The following is a 23,874-nucleotide window of genomic DNA, read 5'->3' on the forward strand; positions in this document are numbered from 1 at the left end:
AAGGCTCCAATACCACCCGATCAACCGCTGCACCCACCGGGAGAAATCACCATGCTGCTCGCCCAGATCAGCGACCTGCACATCAAGCGGCCCGGCGCGCTCGCGTATCGCCGCGTGGATACCGCCGCGAGCCTCGCGCGCTGCATTGCCCGCCTCAATGCGCTCGTGCCGCGGCCCGACGCGGTGCTCGTGACCGGCGACCTTGTCGATCTCGGCACGACCGAGGAATACCGGCATCTGCGCTCGCTGCTCGATACGCTCGAACTGCCGTGGTATCTGCTTGTCGGCAACCACGACGACCGCGCGGCGCTGCGCGAGGTGTTCGCGGATCGGCCCGAACTCGCAACAGGCGGCGAATTCGTGCAGTACACCGTGGACGTCGGCCCGCTGCGCGTGATCGCGCTCGATTCGATGCTGCCCGGCCAGAGCCCCGGCACGCTCTGCGACGCGCGGCTCGCGTGGCTGGAACGCGAACTCGCCGCAGCCGCGGCAAAGCCCGTGGTGGTTGCGCTCCATCACCCGCCGTTCGCCTGCGGCGTGAGCCATATGGACCGCCTGCGCCTCGCGCCCGACGCGTCGGCGCGGCTCGCCGCCCTGCTCGCCCGCTACCCGAACGTGGAGCGCGTGCTGTGCGGCCACGTGCATCGGCCCATGTTCGTGCGCTTCGGCGGCACGATTGCGTGCGCCGTGCCGTCGCCCGCGCATCAGGTTGCGCTCGATCTGCGCGACGACGCGCCCTCGGCCTTCGTGCTCGAGCCACCCGCCTACGCGCTGCACCGCTACGACGCGGCGGCGGGCCTCGTCACGCATCACGCGTACGTGGACGAAGCCGAAGGGCCGTATCCGTTCTTCGAGCCGTCGGGGAAGTTGATCGACTGAGGGGTTCGGCCGCCACGCGACAAGCCGATGGGGCGCAATGCGCGCCCCGGGGTGCCCCGGAACGCGCCCGAACGCGCCGGAAAAAAGCGGGCTGGAAGAAACGCCCCGAAAACGCGGCCGGCACGGGGTGCGGGCGCGCCTGCACGATCGGCGGTGCTCCGGTATGATCGGCCGCTCGACGTTGTCCGTTTGCTGCAGTGCGTTCAACGTCGTGCCGTCGGGCGCGTGGTTCAGGCCCGGGGTTCATCCCCGTAGTTCAGGCCCCTCGTTCTACCCGATACGCCGCTGCCACCCGAAAGGATGGCCGTTGACCGAACGCGGGCGCCGGACCGGCTCGTCGCGACGCTTTGCTGTCGCGCGTAGCCATCACGCTCGCCACCCCGCTCGCTCCACCCTTCGCTGCCATGTCCACACCCGCTACCGATTCGCCCGCCGCCGGGCGTTCGCTTCCCGCGCTGCTGTTCCTGCTGGCCACCATTGCCGGCGTGGCGGTCGCGAACATCTATTTCAACCAGCCGTTGCTCGACGACTTCCGCCAGTCGTTCCCGCAGGACGCCTCGTGGATCGGCGCGGTACCGTCGGCCACGCAACTGGGCTACGCGGCGGGCATGCTGCTGCTCGCGCCGCTAGGCGACCGGTTCGACCGCAGGCGGCTGATCCTGCTGCAGATCGCCGGCATCTGCGTCGCGCTGCTCGTGGCGGCTACGGCCTCGACGCTCGCCGTGCTGGCGGGCGCAAGCCTCGCCATCGGCATACTCGCCACCATCGCGCAGCAGGCGGTGCCGTTCGCCGCGGAGATCGCGCCTCCCGCCGCACGCGGCCATGCCGTGGGCACGGTGATGAGCGGGCTTTTGCTCGGCATTCTGCTTGCGCGCACGGCGGCCGGCTTCATCGCCGAATACTTCGGCTGGCGCGCGGTGTTCGGCGCATCGATCGTCGCGCTCGTCGTGCTTGCCGCCGTCATCATGATGCGGCTGCCGCGCAGCCAACCCACCTCCACGCTCGGCTACGGCAAGCTGCTCGCCTCGATGTGGCATCTCGCAGTCGAGCTGCCGGGCCTGCGACAGGCTTCGCTCACGGGCGCGGCGCTGTTCGCGGCGTTCAGCCTGTTCTGGCCCGTACTCACGCTGCTGCTTGCGGGGCCGCCGTTTCATCTCGGGCCGCAGGCCGCGGGCCTCTTCGGCATCGTGGGGGCGGCGGGCGCGCTCGCGGCGCCCCGCGCGGGCAAGTTCGCGGACAAGCGCGGGCCGCGCGCCATCATCACGCTCGCCATTGGGCTCGTTGCGCTGTCGTTCGTGATCTTCGCGTTTTCGGGCGCGAGCATCGCGGGGCTCGTGGTGGGCGTGATCGTGCTCGACGTCGGTGTGCAGGCCGCGCAGATCTCGAACCAGTCGCGCATCTATGCGCTCAAGCCCGAGGCGCGCAGCCGCGTGAACACGGTCTACATGGTGACGTACTTCATTGGCGGCGCCATCGGCTCGGTGGTGGGCACGACCGCGTGGCGCCTCTCGGGCTGGACCGGCGTATGCATCGCCGGCCTCGTGTTTGCGGGGCTCGCTGCGTGGGCGCATGCGGCGCGCCATGAGAAGGCGCTTGCGGCGTCGTGACGGTAGGGCTGCCGTATGCGCAGCAGCATGCATAGGCTCGCAGGCGCGCTCGGCGTAGCGAGCCACGCATGCGCGCACGCCATGCCGTAGCGCGTACGCAAACGCGGCGGCGCGCGTGGCCCTGGCCTCGTGCCGACCACCGACCACCGACCACCGCGCCGCCATCCGCCACTGCCGACCGCCGTTGCCACCGCGCCGCTGCCGACCGCCGCCGCGAACCCTCAACCGCGCTGGTCGAGCAGGTCGGCCATGTCGTCGGCGTGCTCTTCTTCCACCGCGAGAATCTCCTCGAAGATGCGCCGCGTCGTCGTATCGCTGTCGCCCAGATAGCGAATGATCTCGCGATAGGTGTCGATCGCGATGCGCTCGGCCACCAGGTTCTCGCGAATCATGTCCGTGAGGTCCGTGCCCGGCTTGTACTCCGAATGCGCGCGCGTGGCGAGCCCGTCCGGTGCGAAGTCGGGCGCGCCGCCTAGCTGCACGATGCGCTCCGCAAGCCGGTCCGCGTGCTCCTGCTCTTCCGACGCGTGCTGCGCGAATTCCTCTGCCACCGCTTCGGAATGAATGCCCTTCGCCATGAAGTAGTGACGCTTGTAGCGCAGCGTGCAGACAAGCTCGGTGGCGAGCGCGTCGTTGAGCAGCTTCAGCACGACTTCGCGATTCGCGGTGTAGCTCGATGTGACGGGCCCCTCGTCCATGTGCTGGCGCGCCTGCTCGCGGATCTTCTTCAGGTCGAGCACGAACGGGTCTGTGGATTTCGACATTCTGGCCGCTCCTCGTTACGGTTAGGGTTGAGTGGGTTTTGCCGCGTCAATGCCTGACCACGCCCAGCAGCAGCGTGACGACAAAGACGACAAGGAAGATGTAAAAAAGTATCTTCGCGATCTCCGCTGCGCCGGCCGCGATGCCGGTAAAGCCGAACACGGCGGCGATGATGGCGATCACGAAGAACACGATGGCGTAATGAAGCATGACCTTTTCCTCCGGTTGGCTGCGCGCGTCGGCGGCTTGCTGGGGCGGGCGGGTCCGCGTGTCGTTGCCTCGTTGCCTCGTTGCCTCGTCGCGCGGTGCCGCGGGCCACAACGTCCATGCGCCCATGCGCGCAGTGATGTCGCGTTGAAGTTCTCTTCGGCCGTTTCTCTTTCCGGTGTCCGGTCTTTGCGCGCCTGCGTTTGCGCCGAGCGAAAGCGCAAGCAGGCGCGGCGTCGCGAACACCGAAGCCACCGCAGCAACCAGCGTTCCCGGCACGCTGCTGCGCTGCGGCGTGCACGCGGGCATACCGTTTGCGGCTGCGCTGAAGGTTTCAAACAGAAAGGGAGAAAACCGGTATGACGACTCGACTCATCGCCTGGCTCGTGCTCGCCTGCTCGACGGCACTCGCCGCCTGCAACACCGTGGCGGGCGCCGGACAGGACATCTCCAAGGGCGGGCACGCCATTACCAATTCAGCGGAACAGCACGAGTAGCAGCACGGCCGCGGGCCGCAGCAGGCCTCGCCGCGCTGGCATGCTTGCGTGGCGGCCCGCTTGCGGCGGCCTTGCTGCGCCGTTTGCGGTCGGCGTATTACCCGCTCGTGGGTCTGCTCGCTGGGTCTGCTCGCTTACCCGCTCGTTGCTCCGCTCGCGGGCCCGAAGCGCTGCATTTCAGCGCTTCGTCGAAGCTCATGGCCAATCGAGGCGGCCGGCTTGCGGCCGGCTGCCGTCCCCGGCCTGACGAGTCCCCGCACCTCCCGTTAGAACCTTCCTTCGACGGCGCCCCCGCCAGCGGCGTGTATCGTCATGCGCGTCCTCCCCTTTGCGCGTGACCCGCATGCCCTCGCCCTACCCGCATCTGCTCAGCGAACTCGACCTCGGCTTCACCACGCTCAGAAATCGCGTCGTGATGGGCTCCATGCATACCGGCATGGAAGACCGCTTCTGGCATTACCCGAAACTCGCCGCCTACTTTCGCGAACGTGCGCGCGGCGGCGTAGGGCTCATCGTGACGGGCGGCATCTCGCCCAATCGCGAAGGCTGGCTGCTGCCGTTCGGCGGCACGCTCAATTCCTCGCTCGACCTGCACAACCACCGCCAGCTCACGCGCGCCGTCCATGAGGAAGGCGGCAAGATCGCGCTGCAGATTCTTCACGCGGGACGCTATGGATATCAACCGCTCGTCGTGTCGGCCTCGGCGGTGAAGTCGCCCATTTCGCCGTTCAAGCCGCGCGCGCTGAGCGTTGCCGGCATCGCGCGCACGGTGCGCGCCTACGCGCGCTGCGCCCGGCTCGCGCAGCGCGCGGGCTACGACGGCGTGGAGATCATGGGCAGCGAGGGCTATCTGCTGAACCAGTTTCTCTGTCCGCGTACGAACCGACGCACCGACCATTACGGCGGCAGCATCGAAAACCGCATGCGTCTTGCCTGCGAGATCGTGGCCGCCGTGCGCGCCGCGTGCGGGCCGCGCTTCATCGTGATGTACCGGCTTTCCGTGCTCGATCTCGTGGACGGCGGCAACACCTGGGACGAAACGGTACGCGTGGCGAAAGCGCTGGAAGCGGCGGGCGTCACGCTCTTCAACACCGGCATCGGCTGGCACGAGGCGCGTGTGCCGACCATCGTGACCTCGGTGCCGCGCGCGGCGTTCGCGCCGCTCGCGGCGAAGCTCAAGGCGGCCGTCTCCGTGCCCGTGGTGGTGTCGAACCGCATCAACACGCCCGAGCTTGCCGAACGCCTGATCGCCGAGGGCACGGGCGATCTCGTCTCGCTCGCGCGTCCGCTGCTCGCCGACCCCGAGTTCGTCGCCAAAGCCGCGGCCGACCGCGCCGCCGAGATCAACACCTGCATCGCCTGCAATCAGGCCTGCCTCGATCACACGTTCCGTAACGAACGCGCCACCTGCCTCGTGAATCCACGCGCGGGCCGCGAGACCGAACTCGTTTATCGGCCGCTTGGCTCGGGCGAGCGCGCGCGTGCAGTTGCCGTGGTGGGCGCCGGGCCGGCCGGTCTGTCGGCGGCCACGGTGGCGGCGTCGCGCGGCCATCGCGTGACGCTGTTCGAGGCACAGCCCATGATCGGCGGACAGTTCAATCTGGCCATGCGCATTCCGGGCAAGGAAGAGTTCAGGGAAACGATCCGCTATTTCGAAAACCAGCTTGCGCGGCACGGCGTCGAGGTGCGGCTCGGCACGCGCGTGAATGCGCCGGCGCTCGCGGCGGCCGGCTTCGACGACGTGATTGTCGCGACCGGCATCGTGCCGCGCCGTCCGCAGATTCCGGGCATCGACGCGCCCCACGTGCTCTCCTACCTGGACGTGTTGAACGGCGCGCCGGTGGGGCGCCGTGCCGCGTTGATCGGCGCGGGCGGCATCGGCTTCGACGTGGCCGCGTTCCTGCTGCATCGCGCGGGCGAGCCGCTGCCGCAGCCGCGCGACGACTGGTTCGACGAATGGGGCGTGGACGCCGAGGTACGCGAACGCGGCGGGCTCAAGCCGCCGCGCCGCGCCGACCCGCCGCGCGAACTGTGGCTGCTTCAGCGCAAGACGGGCAAGCCCGGCGCGGGTCTCGGCAAAACGTCGGGCTGGGTGCACCGCGCGGTGCTCGCGCGCAACGGCGTGCAGATGCTGGGCGGGGTCGCGTATCTCGAGATCGGTGCGCAAGGACTCAAGATTGCGCGCGGCGGCGAGGAGCAGTGGCTCGAGGTGGACACGGTGGTGATCTGCGCGGGCCAGGAGTCGCTGCGCGAACTCTACCCCGCTACGGCCGCTCAGGACGGCACGCGCTATCACCTGATCGGCGGCGCTGCGCTCGCCGCGGAACTCGATGCGAAGCGCGCAATTCGCGAAGGCGCGGAGCTTGCGGCGCGGCTTTGAGGTTTGCCTCGGAGGTTTGCCTCGGAGGTTTGCCTCGGAGGTTTATCTCGGGGGCTTGCCCCTGGAGGGCCGCCTTCGAAGCGCCCTACTGCTGCGCGCGCTTGCGGTCGAACACGAACGACATCCCGACGCTCACGAGAATCACCACCGTCGCGACGATGGTGGACCGCGTGACCGGTTCGCCCAGCAGCACGGCGCCCAGCGCCACCGCCACGATGGGATTCACGTACATGCAGCTGCTCGCCACGATGGGGCTCGTGTGCCGGATCAGGTAACCGTACGCGACATAAGCGGTCATCGTGCCCACCAGCATGAGATAGACGAACGCGAGGATCGGAAGAAAGTGGATCTCAAGCATCCGCTCGCCCGTCACGAGCGCGACGATGGTGGACATCGCGCCGCCCAGGCCGATCTGCAAGGCGGTGGAGAGAAAGAGATCCGAGGGTAGCTTGAGGCGGCTTGCCAGATGCGCGCCGCCGGCCCAGAAGAGCGCGCCGCACAGAATGGCGAGGCTGCCGCCCGCGGTGCCCGAGGTCTCGCTGCCGCTGCTCAGAATCGCAATGCCCACGAGCCCGAGCCCCACGGCAATCCATTCGCCCTTCGCGATGGCCCGCCCCGCGATGGCCGCGATCACCGTGGCGAAGAGCGGCACGGTCGCCACCATCACGGCCGCGGTGCCGGTGCCCACGGTGCGCATGCCGAAGGCCAGCAGGCCGCTCGAAAACCCCACGAGCATGGTGCCGACCATCCCGGCGTTGCGGACCTCGACGAGATCGGGCAGCGCGGGGTTGCGCCGCATCGCGAACACGAAGAGTCCGATGCCCGCGAACAGATTGCGCAAGCCCGACATCAGCAACGGCGGAAACGAACCGAGCGCGACGTGCACGGCAAGGTAGGTCGAACCCCAGACGATATAGACGACCATCAGCGCGAGCGCGACGCGTCCGCCGCGCGTGGCGGGCAGACGAAGCGCGAAGCGCGAGGAAAAACCGGTGGGCAGGCGCGTGGGCAGGCGAAAGGACATGGTCAATTCGCCCGCAGGACCGGGGCGGCTTGCGTCAGCCGGGCCGGTCGAGCCAGCCGGCGCAGCGGCGCCAACGCCTGCACTGAAAAGATCGCGCAATGAACACGCGCGGCGGCGAATGGCGCACGGCAGGCTGGGCTGAACGGCATGGCGGTAGAACGGGAAGTGCTTGTCGGACGTGTGGAAGGAAACCGGCGCGGCGCCGGGTGCGCAAGGAAACGGACCCGCTGGCGCGCTACGAACCAGGTGATGCACCCAAGCGATGCACCCAGGCGAAGCACCCAGGCTACGCAGCAGCCGCGCAAGCGCGGGCCGCCGCGCACTCGCGCATTATGCAATAAGCGCGGCGCACGGCCGTTATTGAAATGTAACGTGCAAGCGCGCGAATTCGGGCCCGCCTGGCTATCGCGGGGTCATTTACGAAGGCTCGGCCTCGCCGTCTCCGAGGTCGCCTCTGAGTTCGTCTCGAAGAGCGTCTCTCGGGTCGTCTCTGAGGTCGTCCCTCGGTCTGCCTCTTGGCGCATCGTACGACTCCGCATGCGGCTGCGTTGCGGTCTCCGCATACCGAGCAAGGCCCGCTGCCCTTTCGGTGGACGCAGCCGCACGATCTGAACGGCCCGCACGCCCTGCGCGGCGTGCACGTCTCATCCGCGTCATCTGCATCACCACGCAGAACGCCACCGGCGTGAACACGAGCCCGAGCAACGTGGCGCCGATGATCCCGCCGAACACGCCCGTGCCGATGGAATGCCGGCTCTCCGCGCCCGCGCCGCTCGAAATGACGAGCGGCACCACGCCGAGCAGGAACGCCGCCGAGGTCATCAGGATGGGCCGGAAACGCATCGCGCAGGCATCGACGATGGCGCGGCCCAGCGGCACGCCGCGCGCGCAGAGTTCGCGCGCGAACTGCACGATCAGGATCGCGTTCTTGCCCGAGAGTCCGATCACCGTGACCATGCCGATCTTGAAGTAGACGTCGTCGGGCAGCCCGCGCACGAGCATCGCGCAGATCGCGCCCGTTACGCCCAGCGGCACGACCATCAGCACCGCGAGCGGCACGGTCCAGCTTTCGTAGAGCGCCGCGAGCGCCATGAACACCGCGACGAGCGAAAGGCCGATCAGGAGCGGCGTCTGCCGCGCGGCCTCGGTTTCGGCCTGCGCCGCTTCGGCCCAGTCCCAGGCAATGCCGGTGGGCAGCGTAGCCGCGAGGCGTTCCATCTCGGCCATCGCCGCGCCCGAGCTGTAGCCCGGCGCCGCATGGCCCGACACGTCGAGTTCGGGGTAGCCGTTGTAGCGCGTGAGCATGGTGGGGCCGCGCGTCCAGTGAAGCGCGGCGAACGCCGAGAACGGCACCATCTGCCCCGACGCATTGCGCACCGAAAGGCTCAACAGGTCCTGATCGCGCATGCGCGCCGACGCCTGCGCGCCCACCATCACGCGCTGCATGCGGCCGTTGGCGGGAAAGTCGTCGATATAGGTCATGCCGAACGTGTTGCCCAGCACGTCCGCAATGGCGTCGAACGGCACGCCCATCGCGTAGGCCTTCGCACGGTCGATTTCGAGCACGATGCGCGAGGCGTCGGGCAGCGTGTCGGAGTGGACGTCGGCGAGCACCGGGCTGTGGCGCGCCATCTCGAGCAGCCGCTCGCGGCCCGCTTCGAGCGCGTCCATGCCCACGCCGCCGCGGTCTTCCAGATGGAACGAGAAGCCCTCGGCATGACCGAGCCCCGGCACCGAAGGCGGCAACTGCGCCACCACGCTGCCCTCGGGGAACGTCGCAAACTGCGCGTTGAGCGTGTCGCGCAGCGTCTGCGCGTCCACGCTGCGCTTCGCCCAGTCCGTGAGTTCCACGAACGCCATGCCCACGTTCTGGCCGCTGCCCTGGAAGCTCCAGCCCACCACGCTCGTCACGTGTCCCACGGCGCGCTCGCGGCGCAGCACCGCCTCCACGCGTTCGAGCGTGGCGAGCGTGCGCGCCTGGGTCGCGCCTTCAGGCATCTGCACCATGACCTGAAGCTGGCCGCTGTCTTCGGTGGGCAGGAAGCCGCCCGGCATGCGCGTATAAAGCAGCGCGCACACCACGGCGAGCGCCACCTGCACCGCGAAGACCGGCCCCGCACGCCGCAGCAGGCGCACGACGAGCCTGCGATAGCGGTCCGAGGCGCGCTCCACGCCCGCGGCAAAGCGTGCCGTGATGCCGGTTTCACGCGCGCCGGCCTTGCGCGGCTCGGGCGCCTTCAGCAGATTCGCGCACAGCGCGGGCGTGAGCGACAGCGCCATAAACGCCGACACGAGAATAGCCGCGATCATCGCAATCGCGAACTGCCGATAGATGCCGCCCACGCTGCCCGGGAAGAACGCCATCGGCACAAACACGGCCGTGAGCACGGCCGTCACGCCCACGATCGCGCCGCCGATCTGCGCCATCGCGCGCCGCGTGGCCTCGCGTGGCGGCAACCCTTCCTCGTGCATGATGCGGTCGATGTTCTCCACCACCACGATCGCGTCGTCCACCAGAATGCCGATCGCGAGCACCAGCCCGAACAGCGTGAAGACGTTGATCGAGAGGCCGAACGCGTACATGGCGAGGAACGCGCCCATCAGCGCGACCGGAATCACCACGGTGGGCACGAGCGTGTAGCGCAGGTCGCGCAGGAAGAGCCACATCACGCAGAACACGAGCACCACGGCTTCGGTCAGCGTGATGATCACCTCGCTGATGGCGATCTTCACGAAGTGCGCCGTATCGAAGGGAATGGCCACGGCCACGCCCGGCGGCAGCGTCTTCGAAATCTGCTCGAGCTTCGCGCGAATCGCATTCGACGTTTCGAGCGCATTGCCCGTGGGCGCAAGCTGGATGCCGACCGTGGCCGCGGCGTGTCCATCGAGACGCGACCAGAACGTGTAGCTGTCGCGCCCCATCTCGACGCGCGCCACGTCGCCAAGGCGCACCGTCGCGCCGCCCGGCAGCGCCTTGAGCACGATGGCCGCGAAGTCCGCGGGCGTCTGCAACTGGCCCTTTACCGAGACCGATGCCGTCAGCGTCTGTCCGGTCACCGCAGGCGCATCGCCGATCGCACCTGCCGTTACCGCCGCGTTCTGCGCGCGAATGGCCGCGGTCACGTCGGCGGGCGAGAGGTCGTACTCGCGCAGCTTCATGGGGTCGAGCCAGATGCGCATGGCCTCGTCGGAATCCCATAGTTCGGCCGAGCCCACGCCGGGCGCGCGCTTCAGTTCGCGCAGCACGTAGCGGCTCATGTAGTTGCCGAGCTCGGCCGAATTGCGGGTGCCGTCTGTCGACGTGAGCGTGACGAGCATGAGGAACGTGTTGGCCGCCTTGTCCACCACGATGCCCTGCTGCACGACCTGCTGCGGCAGACGCGGCTCCACCTGCTTGAGCCGGTTCTGCACGTTGACCATCGCGATGTCGGGGTTCGACCCGGGCGCGAACGTGACGTCGATTTCGAGATTGCCGAGCGCGTCGCTCGTGGTCTCGTAGTGCAGCAGGCCGTCGATGCCGTCCAGCCCTTCTTCGATCACGCTCGCCACGTTGCTGTCGATCACTTCCGCCGACGCGCCCGGATACGTCGCGCCGATCACGATGCGCGGCGGTGCGAGCCGCGGATACTGCGCGACCGGCAGCAGCGGCACCACGAGCACGCCCGCCACGATGAACGCGAGCGCGACGATCCAGGCGAAGACGGGACGATCGATAAAGAACGATGGCAAAGGCGATGGCTCCTGGCTCAGTTCAGTGGGGGCGAAGCGACAGGCGAAGCGACGGGCGAAGCGAACGGCGGCGCTTCGGCATAGCGCGCCATGTGCAGCGCATCGGCCAGCACGCCGTCGCGCATCGCATAGCCGCGCGAGCGCCCTTCCTCCACGAAGCCGAACTTGCGGTACAGCGCGATGGCTGCGGCGTTGTCCACGAACACCCTGAGTTCGAGGCGGCGCAGCCCGAGCGACTGGTCGGCGCAAGTAATAGCCGCCGCCAGCAGCGCGGTGCCCACGCCGCAGCCCGCGTGCGCGTCGTGCACGGCGATGCCGATTTCGGCGCAATGCGCGCGCCTGGGCGGCTGCGGAATGACGTCCACCGTGCCGATCACGCGCGAGTCGAGCGTGGCGCAGAAGCTCACCGCCTGAACGCTCCCGCGCGTGCGCTTCGCTTCGCGCTCGACAAGCGTTCGGGTGGCGAGAAAGGGCATGGCCAGCGTGCCGCGACGCACGCCGGGCAGATTGAAGAGCGCCGCGAGGGCGTCGAGGTCGGTGGACTGCGTGGCGCGCACGACGATGCGGCCTCGCGGCACGTGCGCGCTGTCCAGGGTGTCCGGCATGAGCGTATCGCGTTCTTCCTCGCGTTCTTCCATCGGCTGGCTCATCCGATTTCCGCCGCGCGCGGGGCGGCGTCCATGAAAGGCATGGCGTCGCGCAGCCGCGCCATGAGGAGCGTATCGACGAGCACGCCGTCGCGCAGCACATGGCCGCGATAGCGCGCCTCGATCTCGAAACCATGTGCCCGATAGAGGCCGAGCGCCGGCGCGTTGTCGGCGTAAAGCTGGAGTTCGACGCGCCGCAGGCCCAGCCAGTTGTCGGCGACGTCGAGCAGTTCGGCCATGAGACGCGAGCCGATGCCGCGCCGGTGCCAGGCAGGATGAACGCTGATGCCGAGGGACGCCGAGTGCGCGCGGCGCAGCCGGCCGGCATACAGTTCGGCGCAGCCCACGAGCGTATCGCCCACCACGGCGACGATCGCGACCGAGGGCGGCGTGAAGGTCGCGATCCACTCTCGCGTGGATTCCACCGTGTCGACGGCAAGGCGAATGCTGCCGTGATGAAACACAGTGGGGTTGGCATGCAGCGCGTGGAATTGCGGCGCATCCGCCTCGCTCAACGGCCGCAGCGTGAGCCCTTCGGGCAACGCGCGCGTCGTGGTCTTCATGTGCGAGGCTCACGTGTTGTGTGCACCTGTCGTCTCCGTCCTTTTTTCATACGTGCCCCGTTCGCCTGCCCGAGGCAACGTGCGATCCATCTTCCATTCAAAGCGTCAGCTCGAACGACTTCGCCAGCACGCCCGGCAGCTTCATGCCGCCCGTCTCGCGTTCGCCGTAGGTGTGGTCCGAGAGCAGCAGTTGCGGCTCGGCGTCGAGCCGCTCCAGTTCGCTGCCCAGCAGCCGGTACAGGCTGTCGTCGAAGCGCATCGCCTCCACCGGCGCCACGATGCGCCCGCCTTCCACCCAGAACGTCGCGAAGCGCGTCATGCCCGTGAGCCGGCCGTTCAGGCGGTCCGAGAAATTCACGTACCAGAGGTTGCCGATGTAGAGGCCCGTATCGAGCGCCGTGAGTACGTCGGCCGCCGCCAGGTCGCCGCCTTGCATCGAAAGCGAGGTGGGCACCTCGCCCTCGTGCGCCCCGTTCGGCACGAGCCCGTATTCGCGGGCGCTGCGCGCGTTCGTCAACTGCCCTACGCTGCGGCCACCGGTGACGAGCGGCACGCTCTCGCGCAAATAGCCGTCCGCGTTGAAGGCGGGCGTGATGCCGAGGCTCAGGTCTTCGGTCATCGTGACGCGTGCATCGAACGCGACTTCGCCGCGATGCAACCGATACAGCGCGCTTTGCGCCGTCTGCTGCTGACGCGCCGAAAAGCCGTTCCACCCCGTGGTGCCGAGCAGTTCGCCCAACGCCGCGGGCGCAAGGTAGGCGCGATAGCGCCCCGGCGCGAGCACGCGCGGCGCCTCGGCGAGCACGGGCAGCCGTTGCGCCGCCTCTTCCATCTTGCGTGCGAACACGGCGTCGTCCCACGACTCGCCCGAGTAGACGGTCTTGATCGCGCGGCCGCCCGGGCCGTACAGCGACCAGCTGAAGTCGAAGTTCTCCACCTCGTACCAGCCGCGGCTGCCCGCCGACGACGCAAAGCCGCGCGCCACGGTACCACCCGCGTAGAAGCCGACGAAATCGAGTTGACGTGCGCACTGCTCCACGAGACGCACGAGTGCGTCGGGTTCGGGCAGCGAGCCGCTGCGCTTCGTCTCCTGGGTCCATGGCGTGGTGTCGAAGAGCACGTGCGGGTCGTCGGAGGCATCGCGCAGGCTCTCGCGCAACATCGCGACGGTGGCCGCGGCTTCGCGCAAGTCCGCGGCGGCGTCGCCGCTCGCCGTGAAGCTCGCATAGGCCTGGCGCATGCCGTCGATCAGCCGCAGCGTCAGCGTGCCCTGCGACACGCTGCCGATCTGCCGCACCTTGCCCGCATTGAAGCGGATGAATTCGGAGTGTTCACCCGAGAACCAGACGAGCGTGGTTTCGCCGGTGCGGCGCATGCGGCCGATCTCGTCCGCGAGCAACGCGAAGTGCCGCTGCCAGCCGAGCGCCGCAACGTCGCTAGAGAAATAAGTCTCGGCCATCAGACGCCTCCGAATACGTCGACGTTGCGGAACACGCATGCGGGCGACGCGTGCCCCACGCGAATGATCTGCGCCGGTTCGCCCTTGCCGCAATACGGCGTGCCGTAGACCTCCCACGTCGATTCGTCGCCCACGGCCACGAGGCTGCGCCAGAAGCTCGCGGAAATACCGCGGTAATTCGGCTGCTTCACGACCTGCGTGAGCCGGCCGTTTTCGATCAGTTGCCCGAACTCGCAGCCGAACTGGAACTTGTTGCGATGATCGTCGATGGACCAGGACGTGTTCGACGACATCAGAATGCCGTGCTCGATACCCGCAATCATCTCGGCAAGCGAACTCGTGCCGGGCTCGATGTTGAGGTTCGCCATGCGATCGATAGGCGGCCGGTTCCAGCTCGACGCCCGCGAGTTCGCCACACCCGGCAGATGGGCGCGCTGCTGCGAAAGTGCACCGCCCAGCGGCCGCTCCAGCACGCCGTTGCGGATCAGATACTGGCGGCTCGCCTCGCTGCCGTCGTCGTCGAATGCGTAGGACGCGGCTTCTTCTGGCGGCTGCGGGTCGAACGTGACGTTGAGCAGTTCCGAGCCGTATTGATAGGTACCGAACATCTCCGGCTTCACGAAGCTCCAGCCCGCGAAATTGCGCTCGTCGCCCAGAATGCGGTCCAGCTCCAGCGGATGGCCGATCGACTCGTGAATCTGCAGCATCATCTGGTCGGGCATGAGCAGCAGGTCGCGCGTGCCCGACGGGCAGTTCGGCGCGGCGAGCAGTTGCAGCGCTTCGTCGGCCACGCGCACGCCCGCGCCGTCGAAACCGCGCCGCGCCAGTACCTCCAGGCCGCCCTGCGCGAGCCCGCTGTGGTGACCACCGAGCGAACGCATCTGCGTGTCACCGTTCGCATGTGCCGCTACGCTCAAGTGCGGCATGACGAAGCGAAAGTGCTGTTCGATGCGCACGCCGTCGCTCGTCAGATAGACCTGCTCGGTCTGCGTGATTTCGACGCTCGCGGTGCGCTCCACGATGCGGCTGTCGATCTGCGCGGCGGCGCACTCGCGCGCCAGCCGCTCGATCCATTCGCGGCGGCCCGGCAGCGGTGCCTGAACGTTCGGCGACGCGTAGCTGCCGCTCGCCGAGGGCCGGGGCACGCTGCGTTGATCGACAAGCGCGAAGGCCTGTGCCGCGCGTGCGCGGGCGAGCGCGCTATCGAGCGCGGCCTGCAAGCCCGCCGCCGAGAGGTCCGCCGTGGCCGCGTAGCCCGCGCCCGCGCCGGACCACGCCGTGAGCATCGCGCCGCGGTCGCGCGACATGCGCAGCGGTTGCACGACATCGTTGCGCACCGCGTGGGTTTCCGTGCGCTCGTCCACCACGCGCAACGACCAGAAGTCCGCCTTGCTCGAAAGCGACTTCGCCGCGTGCGTCCAGCTTTCTTCCGTCATGCCAGTTCCTCGCGAATATCTGCCGGCGGCGCCTGCATGGAGGCGGCGAGCAGCGACCGGGTGTAGGGATGCGCGGGAGCGCGCAGGACCTCAAGCGTATCGCCCGCTTCCACGATTCGTCCAGCCTTCATCACGATGACGCGATGCGCCATCGCGCGCATGACCGCGAGATCGTGCGTGATGAAGAGATAGCTGAGCCCGTATTTCTTTTGCAGGCGCGTGAGCAGATTCAATACCTGCTGCTGCACCGATACGTCGAGCGCGCTGGTGGGTTCGTCGAGCACGAGCAGTTCGGGCTCGACCGCGAGCGCGCGGGCAATCGCGATGCGCTGGCGCTGGCCGCCCGAGAATTCGTGCGGATAACGCAGCAGCGCGTCGGCGGGCAACCCGACTTCTTCGAGCAATGCGGTCACGCGCGCGCGGCGATCCTGCGGTGCAATTTCCCGACGATGCACGCGCAAGCCCTCGCCCACGATCTGCTCGACCGTCATGCGCGGCGAGAGCGAACCGAACGGGTCCTGAAACACGACCTGCATCTGCGCACTGAGCGCACGGCGCGCCTGCGGCGTGCGCAGGCTCGACCACGGTTTGCCGTCGATCAGAATCTGGCCCGACGCCGCGCGCTGCAAACCGAGCACGGTGGACGCAAGCGTCGATTTACCGGAACCCGATTCGCCCACCACGCCCAGCGTCTCGCCGCGGCGCAGGGTCAGATCCACCTCGTGCAGCGCACGAAACGACGCGCTGCCGAAGAGCGAACGCCAGCCCTTCGCGTGCGTGCGGTAGTCCACCGCCAGTTGCTTCACGTCGAGCACGGCCGCTGCGTCGTGAGGCACCGCCCCGACCTGCCGGCGCGGTTCGCTGTCGAGCAGCCGCTTCGTGTAGGGATGCTGCGGATTCGCGAACAGCGCATCGGTGGTGTTGGTTTCCACGAGCACGCCCTTCTCCATCACCGCCACGCGCTGCGCGAAGCGGCGCACGAGATTGAGGTCGTGCGTGATGAGCAGCACGGCCATGCCGCGTTCGGCTGCTTCCTGTTCCTGCAGGCCGATCAGGAGATCGACGATCTGCTGGCGCACGGTGACGTCGAGCGCCGTGGTGGGCTCGTCGGCGAGCAGCAGACGCGGACGGCACGCCAGCGCCATCGCGATCATCGCGCGCTGGCGCTGGCCGCCGGAAAGCTGATGCGGAAAGCTGTCGATGCGTCGTTCGGGCTCTGGAATACCTGTGCGCCGAAGCAACTCGATGCCGCGCGCGCGCGCCGCGTTCGGGCGCAGACCTTCGTGCAGCCGCAAGCTCTCGGCAATCTGCTTGCCGATGGTGAAGAGCGGATTGAGCGCCGTCATCGGCTCCTGGAAGACCATCGCGACGTCGGCGCCGCGCAGGCCGCGCATCTGCTGTTCCGTCTTGCGCAGCAGGTCTTCGCCATCGAGCAGAATGCGCCCGGTGTACATCGCATGCTGCACGAGCCGCAGGATGGAAAGCGCCGTCACGCTCTTGCCCGACCCCGATTCGCCCACCAGCGCCACGCGTTCGCCGCGCGCAATGGAAAGGTTGAGGTCGCGCACCACGGTGCGCTCGCCGAAAGCGACGGAGAGGTTTTCGATTTCGAGCAGCTGGCGGGGCAAGGTTGGCATCTGCGTCACTTTGCGCCTCCGAATGCCGAGCCGCGCGCGCGGGTGTCCAGTGCATTACGCAGCGCGTCGCCCATGAAGGTGAGCAGCAGCAGCGTGACGACGAGCGCCGCAAATGCCGAAATGGAAATCCACCATGCGTCGAGGTTGTTCTTGCCCTCCTGAAGCAGCTCGCCCAGGCTCGGTGTGGGCGGCGGCACGCCCAGGCCCAGAAAATCGAGGCTCGTGAGCGAGAGAATGGCGGCGCTCATGCGAAACGGCAGGAACGTGATGACGGGCGTGAGGCTGTTGGGCAGGATGTGACGCCAGATGATCTCGCGGTTCGAGAGGCCCATGGTGCGCGCGGCCTTCACGTAATCGAGCGAGCGGTTGCGCAGGAATTCGGCGCGCACGTAGTCGGAAAGCACGAGCCAGCCGAACAGCGAAAGCAGGATGAAAAGCAGCCACAGCGTGGGCTGGAAGATGGACGCGAAGATGATGAGCAGATAGAGGTCGGGCATGGAACTCCAGATCTCGATCAGGCGCTGACCGATCAGATCGGTGCGACCGCCGTAGAAGCCCTGAAGCGCGCCCGTCAGTACGCCGAAGAAGATGCCCGACGCAGTGAGCGCGAGCGCCATCAGTACCGAGACGCGAAAGCCGTATAGCAGGCGCGAGAGCACGTCGCGGCCGAACTGGTCGGTGCCGAGCCAGTTCGATGACGACGGCGGCGCCGGAAACGGGCGCACTGCGAAGTAGTCGATCGTGTCGTAGTGGTTGTGGTTGGGCGGATAAATCGCGAAATTGCCGTTCGACGTAATGCGCGAGCGGATGTACGGGTCGAGGTAGTTCGCGCGCGCGGGAAAGTCGCCGCCGAACTGCGTTTCCGGGTAATCCTTCACGATCGGAAAGTAGTAGTGCCCTTCGTAGCGCACCACGAGCGGCCGGTCGTTGGCGATCAACTCGCCCACGAGGCTGATGGCGAACAGCGTGACGAAGATCACGAGGCTCCAGTAGCCGAGCCGCTGGCTACGGAAGCGCAGCCACGTGCGCCGCCACGGCGAGGGTGACTGCGGCATGTGCGGAGGCGGCGAAAGCGACGCGGCCGGCAAGGCCGCGTCCGCCTCAGCGGTCCATCCGTTCGAACTGGATGCGGGGGTCGACGATGACATAGCAGGCGTCAGCAATGAGTTTGGTGATGAGACCGATCAGCGTGAAGAGAAAGAGCGAGCCCAGCACCACCGGGTAGTCGCGGCGAATCACGGAGTCGTACGAAAGCTGGCCCATGCCGTCGAGCGAAAAGAGCGTCTCGATCAGCAGGTTGCCGTTCAGGAAGGCGCCCACGAACGCGGCGGGCAGGCCCGTGAGCAGCGGAATGGCGGCGTTGCGCAGCACGTGCTTCCAGAGCACGTCGCGTTCGGGCGCGCCCTTCGCCCGTGCCGTGAGCACGTACTGTCGCCCGATCTCTTCAAGGAACGTGTTCTTCGTGAGAATGGTGACGATCGCGAAGTTGCCCACCACGGCCGCGGTGACGGGCAACACGATATGCCAGAGATAGTCGAGCAGCTTGCCGAACGCGGAAAGGCTTTCGAAGTTATCCGAAGTAATGCCGCGCATGGGAAAGACCTGCCAGAACGTACCACCGCCGAACAGCATGAGCAGCAGCACGCCCAGCACGAAGCCCGGGATCGCGTAGCCCACCAGCACCAGCACACTGGTCACGGTATCGAAGCGCGACCCGTTGCGCACGGCCTTCGCAATGCCGAGCGGCACCGACACCGCGTAGGTCAGAATCACGGTCCAAAGCCCCAGCGTGATGGAGACGGGCAACTTCGAGCGGATCACGCTCCACACGCTTTGATGCTGGAAATACGACTGCCCGAGGTCGAACGTCGCATAGCTCTTCAGCATCATGAGGTAGCGCGTGAGCGGCGGCTTGTCGAAACCGAACTGCTTGCGGATCTGTTCGATCTGCTCCGGGCTCACGCCCTGGCTGCCGTGATAGCCGCCGCCCCCGCTGCCGCCTTCACCGTGATGCGCGCCGTGACGCAACTGGTTCACGACCTGCTCGACGGGGCCGCCCGGCACGAACTGCGTCACGACGAACGTGAGCGTCACTACGCCGATCAGCGTGGGCACCATAAGCAACAGACGTCGAATGATGTAGGCGAGCATGGTGGTCCTCAATGCGCTGCGGCCGTGGTGCCGGGTTGGGCCGCGCCTTGCGGCTTGCAGTACCAGTAGTCGATCACCCAGTCCTCGTACTGATACGACTTCGGCACCACGGCAGGAAAGCCCAGCGTCGTCTTGTAGCCGATGCGCGCGTTCGGCATGTAGTACTGCGGCACGAGGTAGTACTCGTTGATGAGCACGCGGTCCAGCGCGCGCGTGGCTGTTTCCAGATCGTCGAGCGTCGTGGCGCTGACCGCTGCGTGCACGAGGGCGTCGACGGCGGGCGAACGGATGCCGGGGTAGTTCTCCGATCCGACCTCGCCTGCGGCCTTGCTGCCGAAACGGCGCAGCAGTTCGACGCCCGGAATCGTGACCGGCGGATAGATGAACGTGGTCATGTCGTACTCGAAGTTGTCGAGCCGGCGTTGATAAAGCGCCGCGTCGATCTCGTGCAGATATGCGTTGATGCCGAGCGTCTGCAACGCCTGGGTGTACGGAATGATGAGCCGGTCCATGCCGGGCTGATTGTCCATAATCTCGATCGTCATCGGCGTGCCGTTCGCATCGCGCAGCGCGCCGTCCTTGTAGTGCCAGCCCGCTTCGGCGAGCAGTTCGCGCGCGCGGCGCAGGTTGGCGCGCAGCGAACCCGGTGGCAGCGTGCTGGGTTGGCGCACCATCGGCCCGAACACGGCGGGTGGCAGGTCCTTGCGGAAGGGTTCGAGCAACGCGAGTTCCTTTGGCCCCGGCATGCCCGTGGCACCGAACGGCGTGTCTTCGAAGAAGCTGTTCGTGCGCACATACTGGCCGTAGAACATCAGGCGGTTCATCCAGTCGTAGTCGAACGCGAGCGTGAGCGCCGCGCGCACGCGCACGTCCTGAAACTGCGGCTTGCGCGTGTTGATGAGGAAGCCTTGCATCTGCGGCGGGCCATCGGGGAAGAGGCCCTTCGCGAGCAGCCCCGACTTGAAATTCTTGCCGACGTATTTGCGCGCCCATTGCGTGGCGCTGTATTCGACGTCGGTGTCGTCGTTGCCGGCCTTGAACGCTTCGAGCTTGGTGTACTGGTCGAGATAGAGCCGGAAGTTGATGCGCTCGAAGCGGTACATGCCGCGCCGCGTGGGCAGATTCGCGGCCCAGTAGTGCGGGTTGCGGCGGTAGGTGATCTGCTTGTCGTTGCGGCGCTGCTCGATCAGATACGCGCCGCTCGCAATGGGCGGGACGTTCGAGATCTGATCGAACGGGGGGCGCGTGCCGTCGGCACGCATGCCCCACTTCGGCGAGAAGATGGGCAGGTCGCCCGCGATGAGCGGCGCCGCGCTCGACGCATCGGCGAAGTCGAACCGTACGGTCAGGCGGTCCACGACGCTTGCGCGTTTGATCTCAGCGAACTGCGATGAAAAGAGCGGCGAAGCCTGCGGGCTTTTCAGGGTGTCGAGCGAATACTTCACGTCCGCTGCGGTGATGGGGTCGCCATTCGAAAAGCGTGCCGCGGGGTTGATGTGGAAGGTGGCCGAACGCCCGTCCGCCGCCACTTCCACGTCGTCAGCAATGAGCGGGTATTCGGAGGCAAGTTCGTCCCAGCTGCGCTGCATCAGCGTGTCGAACATCAGGTTCTGGATGTCCGGGGCGGCCGCGCCCGTGACGAGGAACGGATTGAGCGAGTCGTAGCTTTGCAGATCGTTGTAGTTCTGGAAATTCAGCGTGCCGTTCGACGGCGCGTTCGGGTCGGCGTAGTCGAAGTGCGTGAAGTCGGGCGGGTATTTCGGATTGCCAAACTGAGCAAGGAACGGGCTGGCTTCGGCAGGCAGCCCGTGTGCGACGAGGAGCGCGCCGAGTGCGACAGCGCCTGGCCGGAGGAACATCGTGCGCAGCATCGTGCGAAGTACGCGATACATCGGGAGTTTCGTCATGGGTCACTCGATCCGCTGCTTCCCACCCATTTTTCCTCGGGCGGGAAGCAGCGTGTCCATCGGCAGATGCCGTCAGAGCATCAGAAGCGGTACGTCGCGCCCACCTGGAAGAAGCGGCCGAGGTTCGTGTACAGCGACTGATCGTAGCCCGTGATGTCCGGCACGGCTTGCCATTCCACGTCGAACGGCGGCTTGCGGTCGAACAGGTTCGTGATGCCGCCGTAGATCGTCCAGTGCTTGATGCCGCGGTACGTCGCCATCAGGTTGAACTGGCTGTACGACGCCACCGAAAGCGTGCCGCCATCGCCGAACTCCGCCGCCACTGCGTTCGTGTACGGGCCCGTGTATTGCCACGTGAGCGTCGTGGTGAACATGTGGTAGTCCCAGCTCAGGCTCGTGTTGCCCTTCCAGCGTGGGTTGCTCGCGCCGAACGGCTGCAGCAGCGCCAGGTTGTTGCCCGCGAAGTCCTGCGTCGGAGCACCCGGCGTGTTGAGCTTGAAGTGCCACACGTAGGCCCAGTCGCCGGCCAGCGTGAAGGTACCCAGCGACGTGCGAACCGCCTTGCGGAAGTTCATGTCGAAGCCGTCGGTGTCGAGCGAGCCCAGGTTCACGAACGGCTGCACGATGTAGCGGACCGTACCGTCAGGATTGCGAATGACCTTCGACGGATCGTTCTGGTCGAGCACGGCGTTCGGATCGGCGGTGCCGATCACGCTGTCGATGTGCACCTTGTAGAACGCGGCGCCGATGTCGGTGGTCGCATCCGGCGAAAGCTCGAAGCCGATGTTGTAGTTCTTCGTGTGCTCAGGCTGCAGATTCGGGTTGCCGGTGGTCTGCTCCGTCGTGAAGTGCTTGGTGGGCACGCCGCTCGGGTCGTTCGGGTCCACGAGGTTCTGGTGGCCCAGATAAACGGCCTGCGAGTTTTCCACCGCCGTCGGTGCGCGGAAGCCGCGGCTGTACGACGCGTAGGTCGTCAGCATGCGCACCGGCTGGAAGCGCAGCGCGAAGCTGGGCGAGAACGCACCGCCGAAGTCGCTGTAGTGGTCATAGCGGCCCGCGTGCGTGAACGTGAGGTTGTGCAGGATCGGAATGTCGATCTGATAGAACGCTGCCGCCACGTTGCGCGAAGCGTCCACGGTCTGCACGTTCGCCGGCGCGGTGATGCCCTGCCCGGCGAGCGTCTGCGGATTGATGAGCGACGACTCGTGACGGAATTCCGTACCCACGCCGAATCCGACGTTGCCGGTGGGCAGCGTGAACAGGTTCGTGGTCGACGTCTTCGCCGTGACGCTATCGAGCTTCGAAATGGCCTGCTGGTTGTCGTCGCTGAATACGCCGTTCAGGCCGTTCGGCGTCGCAGCCGGATTCGAGAAGTTGTACGTGCCGTTGGCGAGCATGTTCTCGACGCCGGCCACATTGAGGCGGTTCGTGTATGTGGAGTCGACCGTGCTCTGCGAGTGGCCGTAATCGAGAGACCAGTCCCACGAGCCGAACTTCGCCGTGTCGAACGAGCCCTTCACGCCCGTGGACGCCATCCAGTACGTCGAAACCGTATCCACTGCGCCGACGTTGTTCGGGAACGTCAGGTTGATCGGCGTCGGCACACCGAACGGATTAAACGGGTTCGAGGCCGGCACCGTGCGCGAAAGCTGCGACACGCTGCCCGTGGAGGGCGTGAAGAAGTTCGACGTGCTCGAGAGTGCCGCCGGGCCTGCCAATTGAACCGTTTCGTCGCGGCTTGCCCAGAAGCCTGCATAGGCTTCTGTTGTGTCGTCGATCTTGAAGGTGGCGCGCACCTTCGCGTTGAGGCGCGTAATCGCCGGAATCAGCGAGGTGCCGGCAGCCGTGTTGTAGGTACACGATGCGCCGCCCGTATTCGCCGCGCTGCTGCCCGGGGGGCACGGCGAAAGTGCGGTAGTGGAACCGGCAGGACCCCAGTACGACTGCTGGTTGGGGCCGAGCGGTGCGGCAAGACCGCCGGGGTATTGCGTGAAGTCCTGGTTCTTCGTCATGTCGCGATCGGCAAGCGTCGAACCGCTATCGCGGTAGTAGCTTGCGGCCGCCGTCACGTTGAAGCGATCGGAATTGAGGTCGCCGAAGCCACCCAACACGCTGAAGCTGCCCTGCCCGTCGCCGGGATGCTGCGCCTTGCCGAGCTGGCCGTCGATCTGCAGTCCCTGGAAGTTCTTCTTCGTGACGATGTTGACCACGCCCGCGATGGCGTCCGAGCCATACACGGAAACCGCGCCCGTTTTCACGACGTCGATGTGGTCGACGATGTTGACCGGAATCGAGTTGACGTCGAAGAACGTGTCGGTGAAGTTGACCGCCTGCGCGTAGTTCGCCACGCGTTGACCGTCGACGAGCACCAGCGTGTACTTTTCGCTGAGACCCCGCAGCGCGATGCCCGCGCCGCCCGGCGCCGCGCTGTTCATCGTGCTCTGCGACCAGCTGCTTGCCGAGTTCGCCGCGGTGCCACGCAGGAAGTCGGCTACGGTGGTGTAGCCGCTCTGCTGGATGTCTTTCGCAGTGATGGTCTGCACTTCGAGGTTGCTTTGCTTGTCCGCCGAGCGGATCAGCGAGCCTGTCACCTCGAACTTCTGCAGCTTCTTGACGGCCGGTGCTTCAGCCGTTGCTGCACCCGATGCAGCAGCAGGCGCGGCGGCTGCGGGTTGCGTATCGGCGGTGGGCACCGCAGTGGATGAACCGGTGGACGACCCCGTGGTGGCCGGCGGAGTTTGGGCGAAGGCAGACGTGCCGAGCACCGCCGTCAACGCCATTTCGGCCCATAGTATCTTTCGGATGGCCGATCCTAGAACAGTTAGCTTCATATTCCCCTTCTTTACCCTGTCAGTAAGGTCAAGTTGTTATCCCAAACCGGTCTATCCGTCCTCTTGGCTCGCCGAATTCAAGCTTCGCAGGCCCGGTCACCCGTCTTCATCCAGACATCCCAAAACAAGTACTGCAAAGAACTTCGCGCTTCAAAGCC

At 66.9% G+C, this 23,874-nt stretch carries 17 protein-coding genes; 4 read left to right on the forward strand and 13 right to left on the reverse strand.

Annotation, left to right across the window (positions count from 1 at the left end; translation table 11 throughout):
- Nucleotides 1-51 precede the first annotated feature (51 nt).
- Both PKKP23_RS03530 and PKKP23_RS03535 read left to right on the forward strand, forming a co-directional pair.
- Nucleotides 52-879 carry a phosphodiesterase gene (locus tag PKKP23_RS03530; RefSeq protein ID WP_017777897.1) on the forward strand — a complete coding sequence of 276 codons (828 nt, stop codon included), beginning with the start codon at nucleotides 52-54 and terminating at the stop codon, nucleotides 877-879.
- Between the two features lie 404 nt (nucleotides 880-1,283).
- Nucleotides 1,284-2,486 carry an MFS transporter gene (locus tag PKKP23_RS03535; protein ID WP_033352091.1) on the forward strand — a complete coding sequence of 401 codons (1,203 nt, stop codon included), beginning with the start codon at nucleotides 1,284-1,286 and terminating at the stop codon, nucleotides 2,484-2,486.
- 221 nt (nucleotides 2,487-2,707) lie between these two features.
- Here the strand turns inward: PKKP23_RS03535 and PKKP23_RS03540 are convergent, their stop codons facing one another.
- Both PKKP23_RS03540 and PKKP23_RS03545 read right to left on the reverse strand, forming a co-directional pair.
- Entirely contained in the window at nucleotides 2,708-3,250 is a 543-nt protein-coding gene (locus PKKP23_RS03540; RefSeq protein WP_126875804.1) for a ferritin-like domain-containing protein, read from the reverse strand.
- 46 nt (nucleotides 3,251-3,296) lie between these two features.
- Complete coding sequence (locus PKKP23_RS03545) at nucleotides 3,297-3,458, reverse strand: DUF1328 domain-containing protein (RefSeq protein ID WP_017777894.1); 162 nt, start codon at nucleotides 3,456-3,458, stop codon at nucleotides 3,297-3,299.
- Nucleotides 3,459-3,814: 356 nt separating this feature from the next.
- Between PKKP23_RS03545 and PKKP23_RS03550 the strand changes: the two genes are divergently transcribed.
- Both PKKP23_RS03550 and PKKP23_RS03555 read left to right on the forward strand, forming a co-directional pair.
- A complete protein-coding gene (locus PKKP23_RS03550) occupies nucleotides 3,815-3,952 on the forward strand; it encodes an entericidin A/B family lipoprotein (protein WP_017777893.1) in 138 nt (45 codons plus the stop codon).
- Nucleotides 3,953-4,295: 343 nt separating this feature from the next.
- Nucleotides 4,296-6,332, forward strand: coding sequence for an NADPH-dependent 2,4-dienoyl-CoA reductase (locus tag PKKP23_RS03555; RefSeq protein WP_126875805.1), 2,037 nt, complete (start codon nucleotides 4,296-4,298; stop codon nucleotides 6,330-6,332).
- 85 nt (nucleotides 6,333-6,417) lie between these two features.
- On the opposite strand, the gene PKKP23_RS03560 is transcribed toward PKKP23_RS03555, so the two are convergent.
- The 11 genes from PKKP23_RS03560 to PKKP23_RS03610 all read right to left on the reverse strand — a co-directional run bounded on the left by PKKP23_RS03560 (nucleotide 6,418) and on the right by PKKP23_RS03610 (nucleotide 23,716).
- The gene (locus PKKP23_RS03560; RefSeq protein WP_126875806.1) at nucleotides 6,418-7,356 is read right to left on the reverse strand and encodes an EamA family transporter; all 939 of its coding nucleotides are present in this window, start codon (nucleotides 7,354-7,356) and stop codon (nucleotides 6,418-6,420) included.
- Nucleotides 7,357-7,773: 417 nt separating this feature from the next.
- Nucleotides 7,774-11,085 carry a multidrug efflux RND transporter permease subunit gene (locus tag PKKP23_RS03565; protein WP_126875807.1) on the reverse strand — a complete coding sequence of 1,104 codons (3,312 nt, stop codon included), beginning with the start codon at nucleotides 11,083-11,085 and terminating at the stop codon, nucleotides 7,774-7,776.
- A gap of 17 nt (nucleotides 11,086-11,102) precedes the next feature.
- Nucleotides 11,103-11,735: a GNAT family N-acetyltransferase gene (locus tag PKKP23_RS03570; protein WP_420873183.1), complete on the reverse strand. Its 633-nt coding sequence runs from the start codon at nucleotides 11,733-11,735 to the stop codon at nucleotides 11,103-11,105.
- A complete protein-coding gene (locus PKKP23_RS03575; protein WP_126875808.1) occupies nucleotides 11,732-12,295 on the reverse strand; it encodes a GNAT family N-acetyltransferase in 564 nt (187 codons plus the stop codon). Before PKKP23_RS03575 ends, PKKP23_RS03570 begins: the two co-directional genes overlap by 4 nt.
- Nucleotides 12,296-12,392: 97 nt before the next feature.
- Nucleotides 12,393-13,754, reverse strand: coding sequence for a TldD/PmbA family protein (locus PKKP23_RS03580; protein WP_126875809.1), 1,362 nt, complete (start codon nucleotides 13,752-13,754; stop codon nucleotides 12,393-12,395).
- Nucleotides 13,754-15,190: a TldD/PmbA family protein gene (locus PKKP23_RS03585; RefSeq protein WP_126875810.1), complete on the reverse strand. Its 1,437-nt coding sequence runs from the start codon at nucleotides 15,188-15,190 to the stop codon at nucleotides 13,754-13,756. The genes PKKP23_RS03580 and PKKP23_RS03585 overlap by 1 nt, the downstream gene beginning before the upstream one ends.
- Nucleotides 15,187-16,827, reverse strand: coding sequence for an ABC transporter ATP-binding protein (locus PKKP23_RS03590; RefSeq protein ID WP_126875811.1), 1,641 nt, complete (start codon nucleotides 16,825-16,827; stop codon nucleotides 15,187-15,189). The genes PKKP23_RS03585 and PKKP23_RS03590 overlap by 4 nt, the downstream gene beginning before the upstream one ends.
- Nucleotides 16,828-16,832: 5 nt before the next feature.
- Entirely contained in the window at nucleotides 16,833-17,975 is a 1,143-nt protein-coding gene (locus tag PKKP23_RS03595; RefSeq protein ID WP_126875812.1) for an ABC transporter permease, read from the reverse strand.
- Complete coding sequence (locus PKKP23_RS03600; protein WP_017777880.1) at nucleotides 17,929-18,978, reverse strand: microcin C ABC transporter permease YejB; 1,050 nt, start codon at nucleotides 18,976-18,978, stop codon at nucleotides 17,929-17,931. Before PKKP23_RS03600 ends, PKKP23_RS03595 begins: the two co-directional genes overlap by 47 nt.
- 8 nt (nucleotides 18,979-18,986) lie before the next feature.
- Nucleotides 18,987-20,885: an extracellular solute-binding protein gene (locus PKKP23_RS03605; protein WP_126875813.1), complete on the reverse strand. Its 1,899-nt coding sequence runs from the start codon at nucleotides 20,883-20,885 to the stop codon at nucleotides 18,987-18,989.
- Nucleotides 20,886-20,965: 80 nt separating this feature from the next.
- Nucleotides 20,966-23,716 (reverse strand): TonB-dependent receptor plug domain-containing protein, encoded by a 2,751-nt coding sequence (locus PKKP23_RS03610; protein ID WP_126875814.1) that lies wholly within the window; start codon nucleotides 23,714-23,716, stop codon nucleotides 20,966-20,968.
- Nucleotides 23,717-23,874: the final 158 nt, after the last annotated feature.

It is taken from the genome of Paraburkholderia kururiensis JCM 10599 = LMG 19447, from assembly GCF_003986935.1.
Lineage (GTDB): Bacteria > Pseudomonadota > Gammaproteobacteria > Burkholderiales > Burkholderiaceae > Paraburkholderia > Paraburkholderia kururiensis.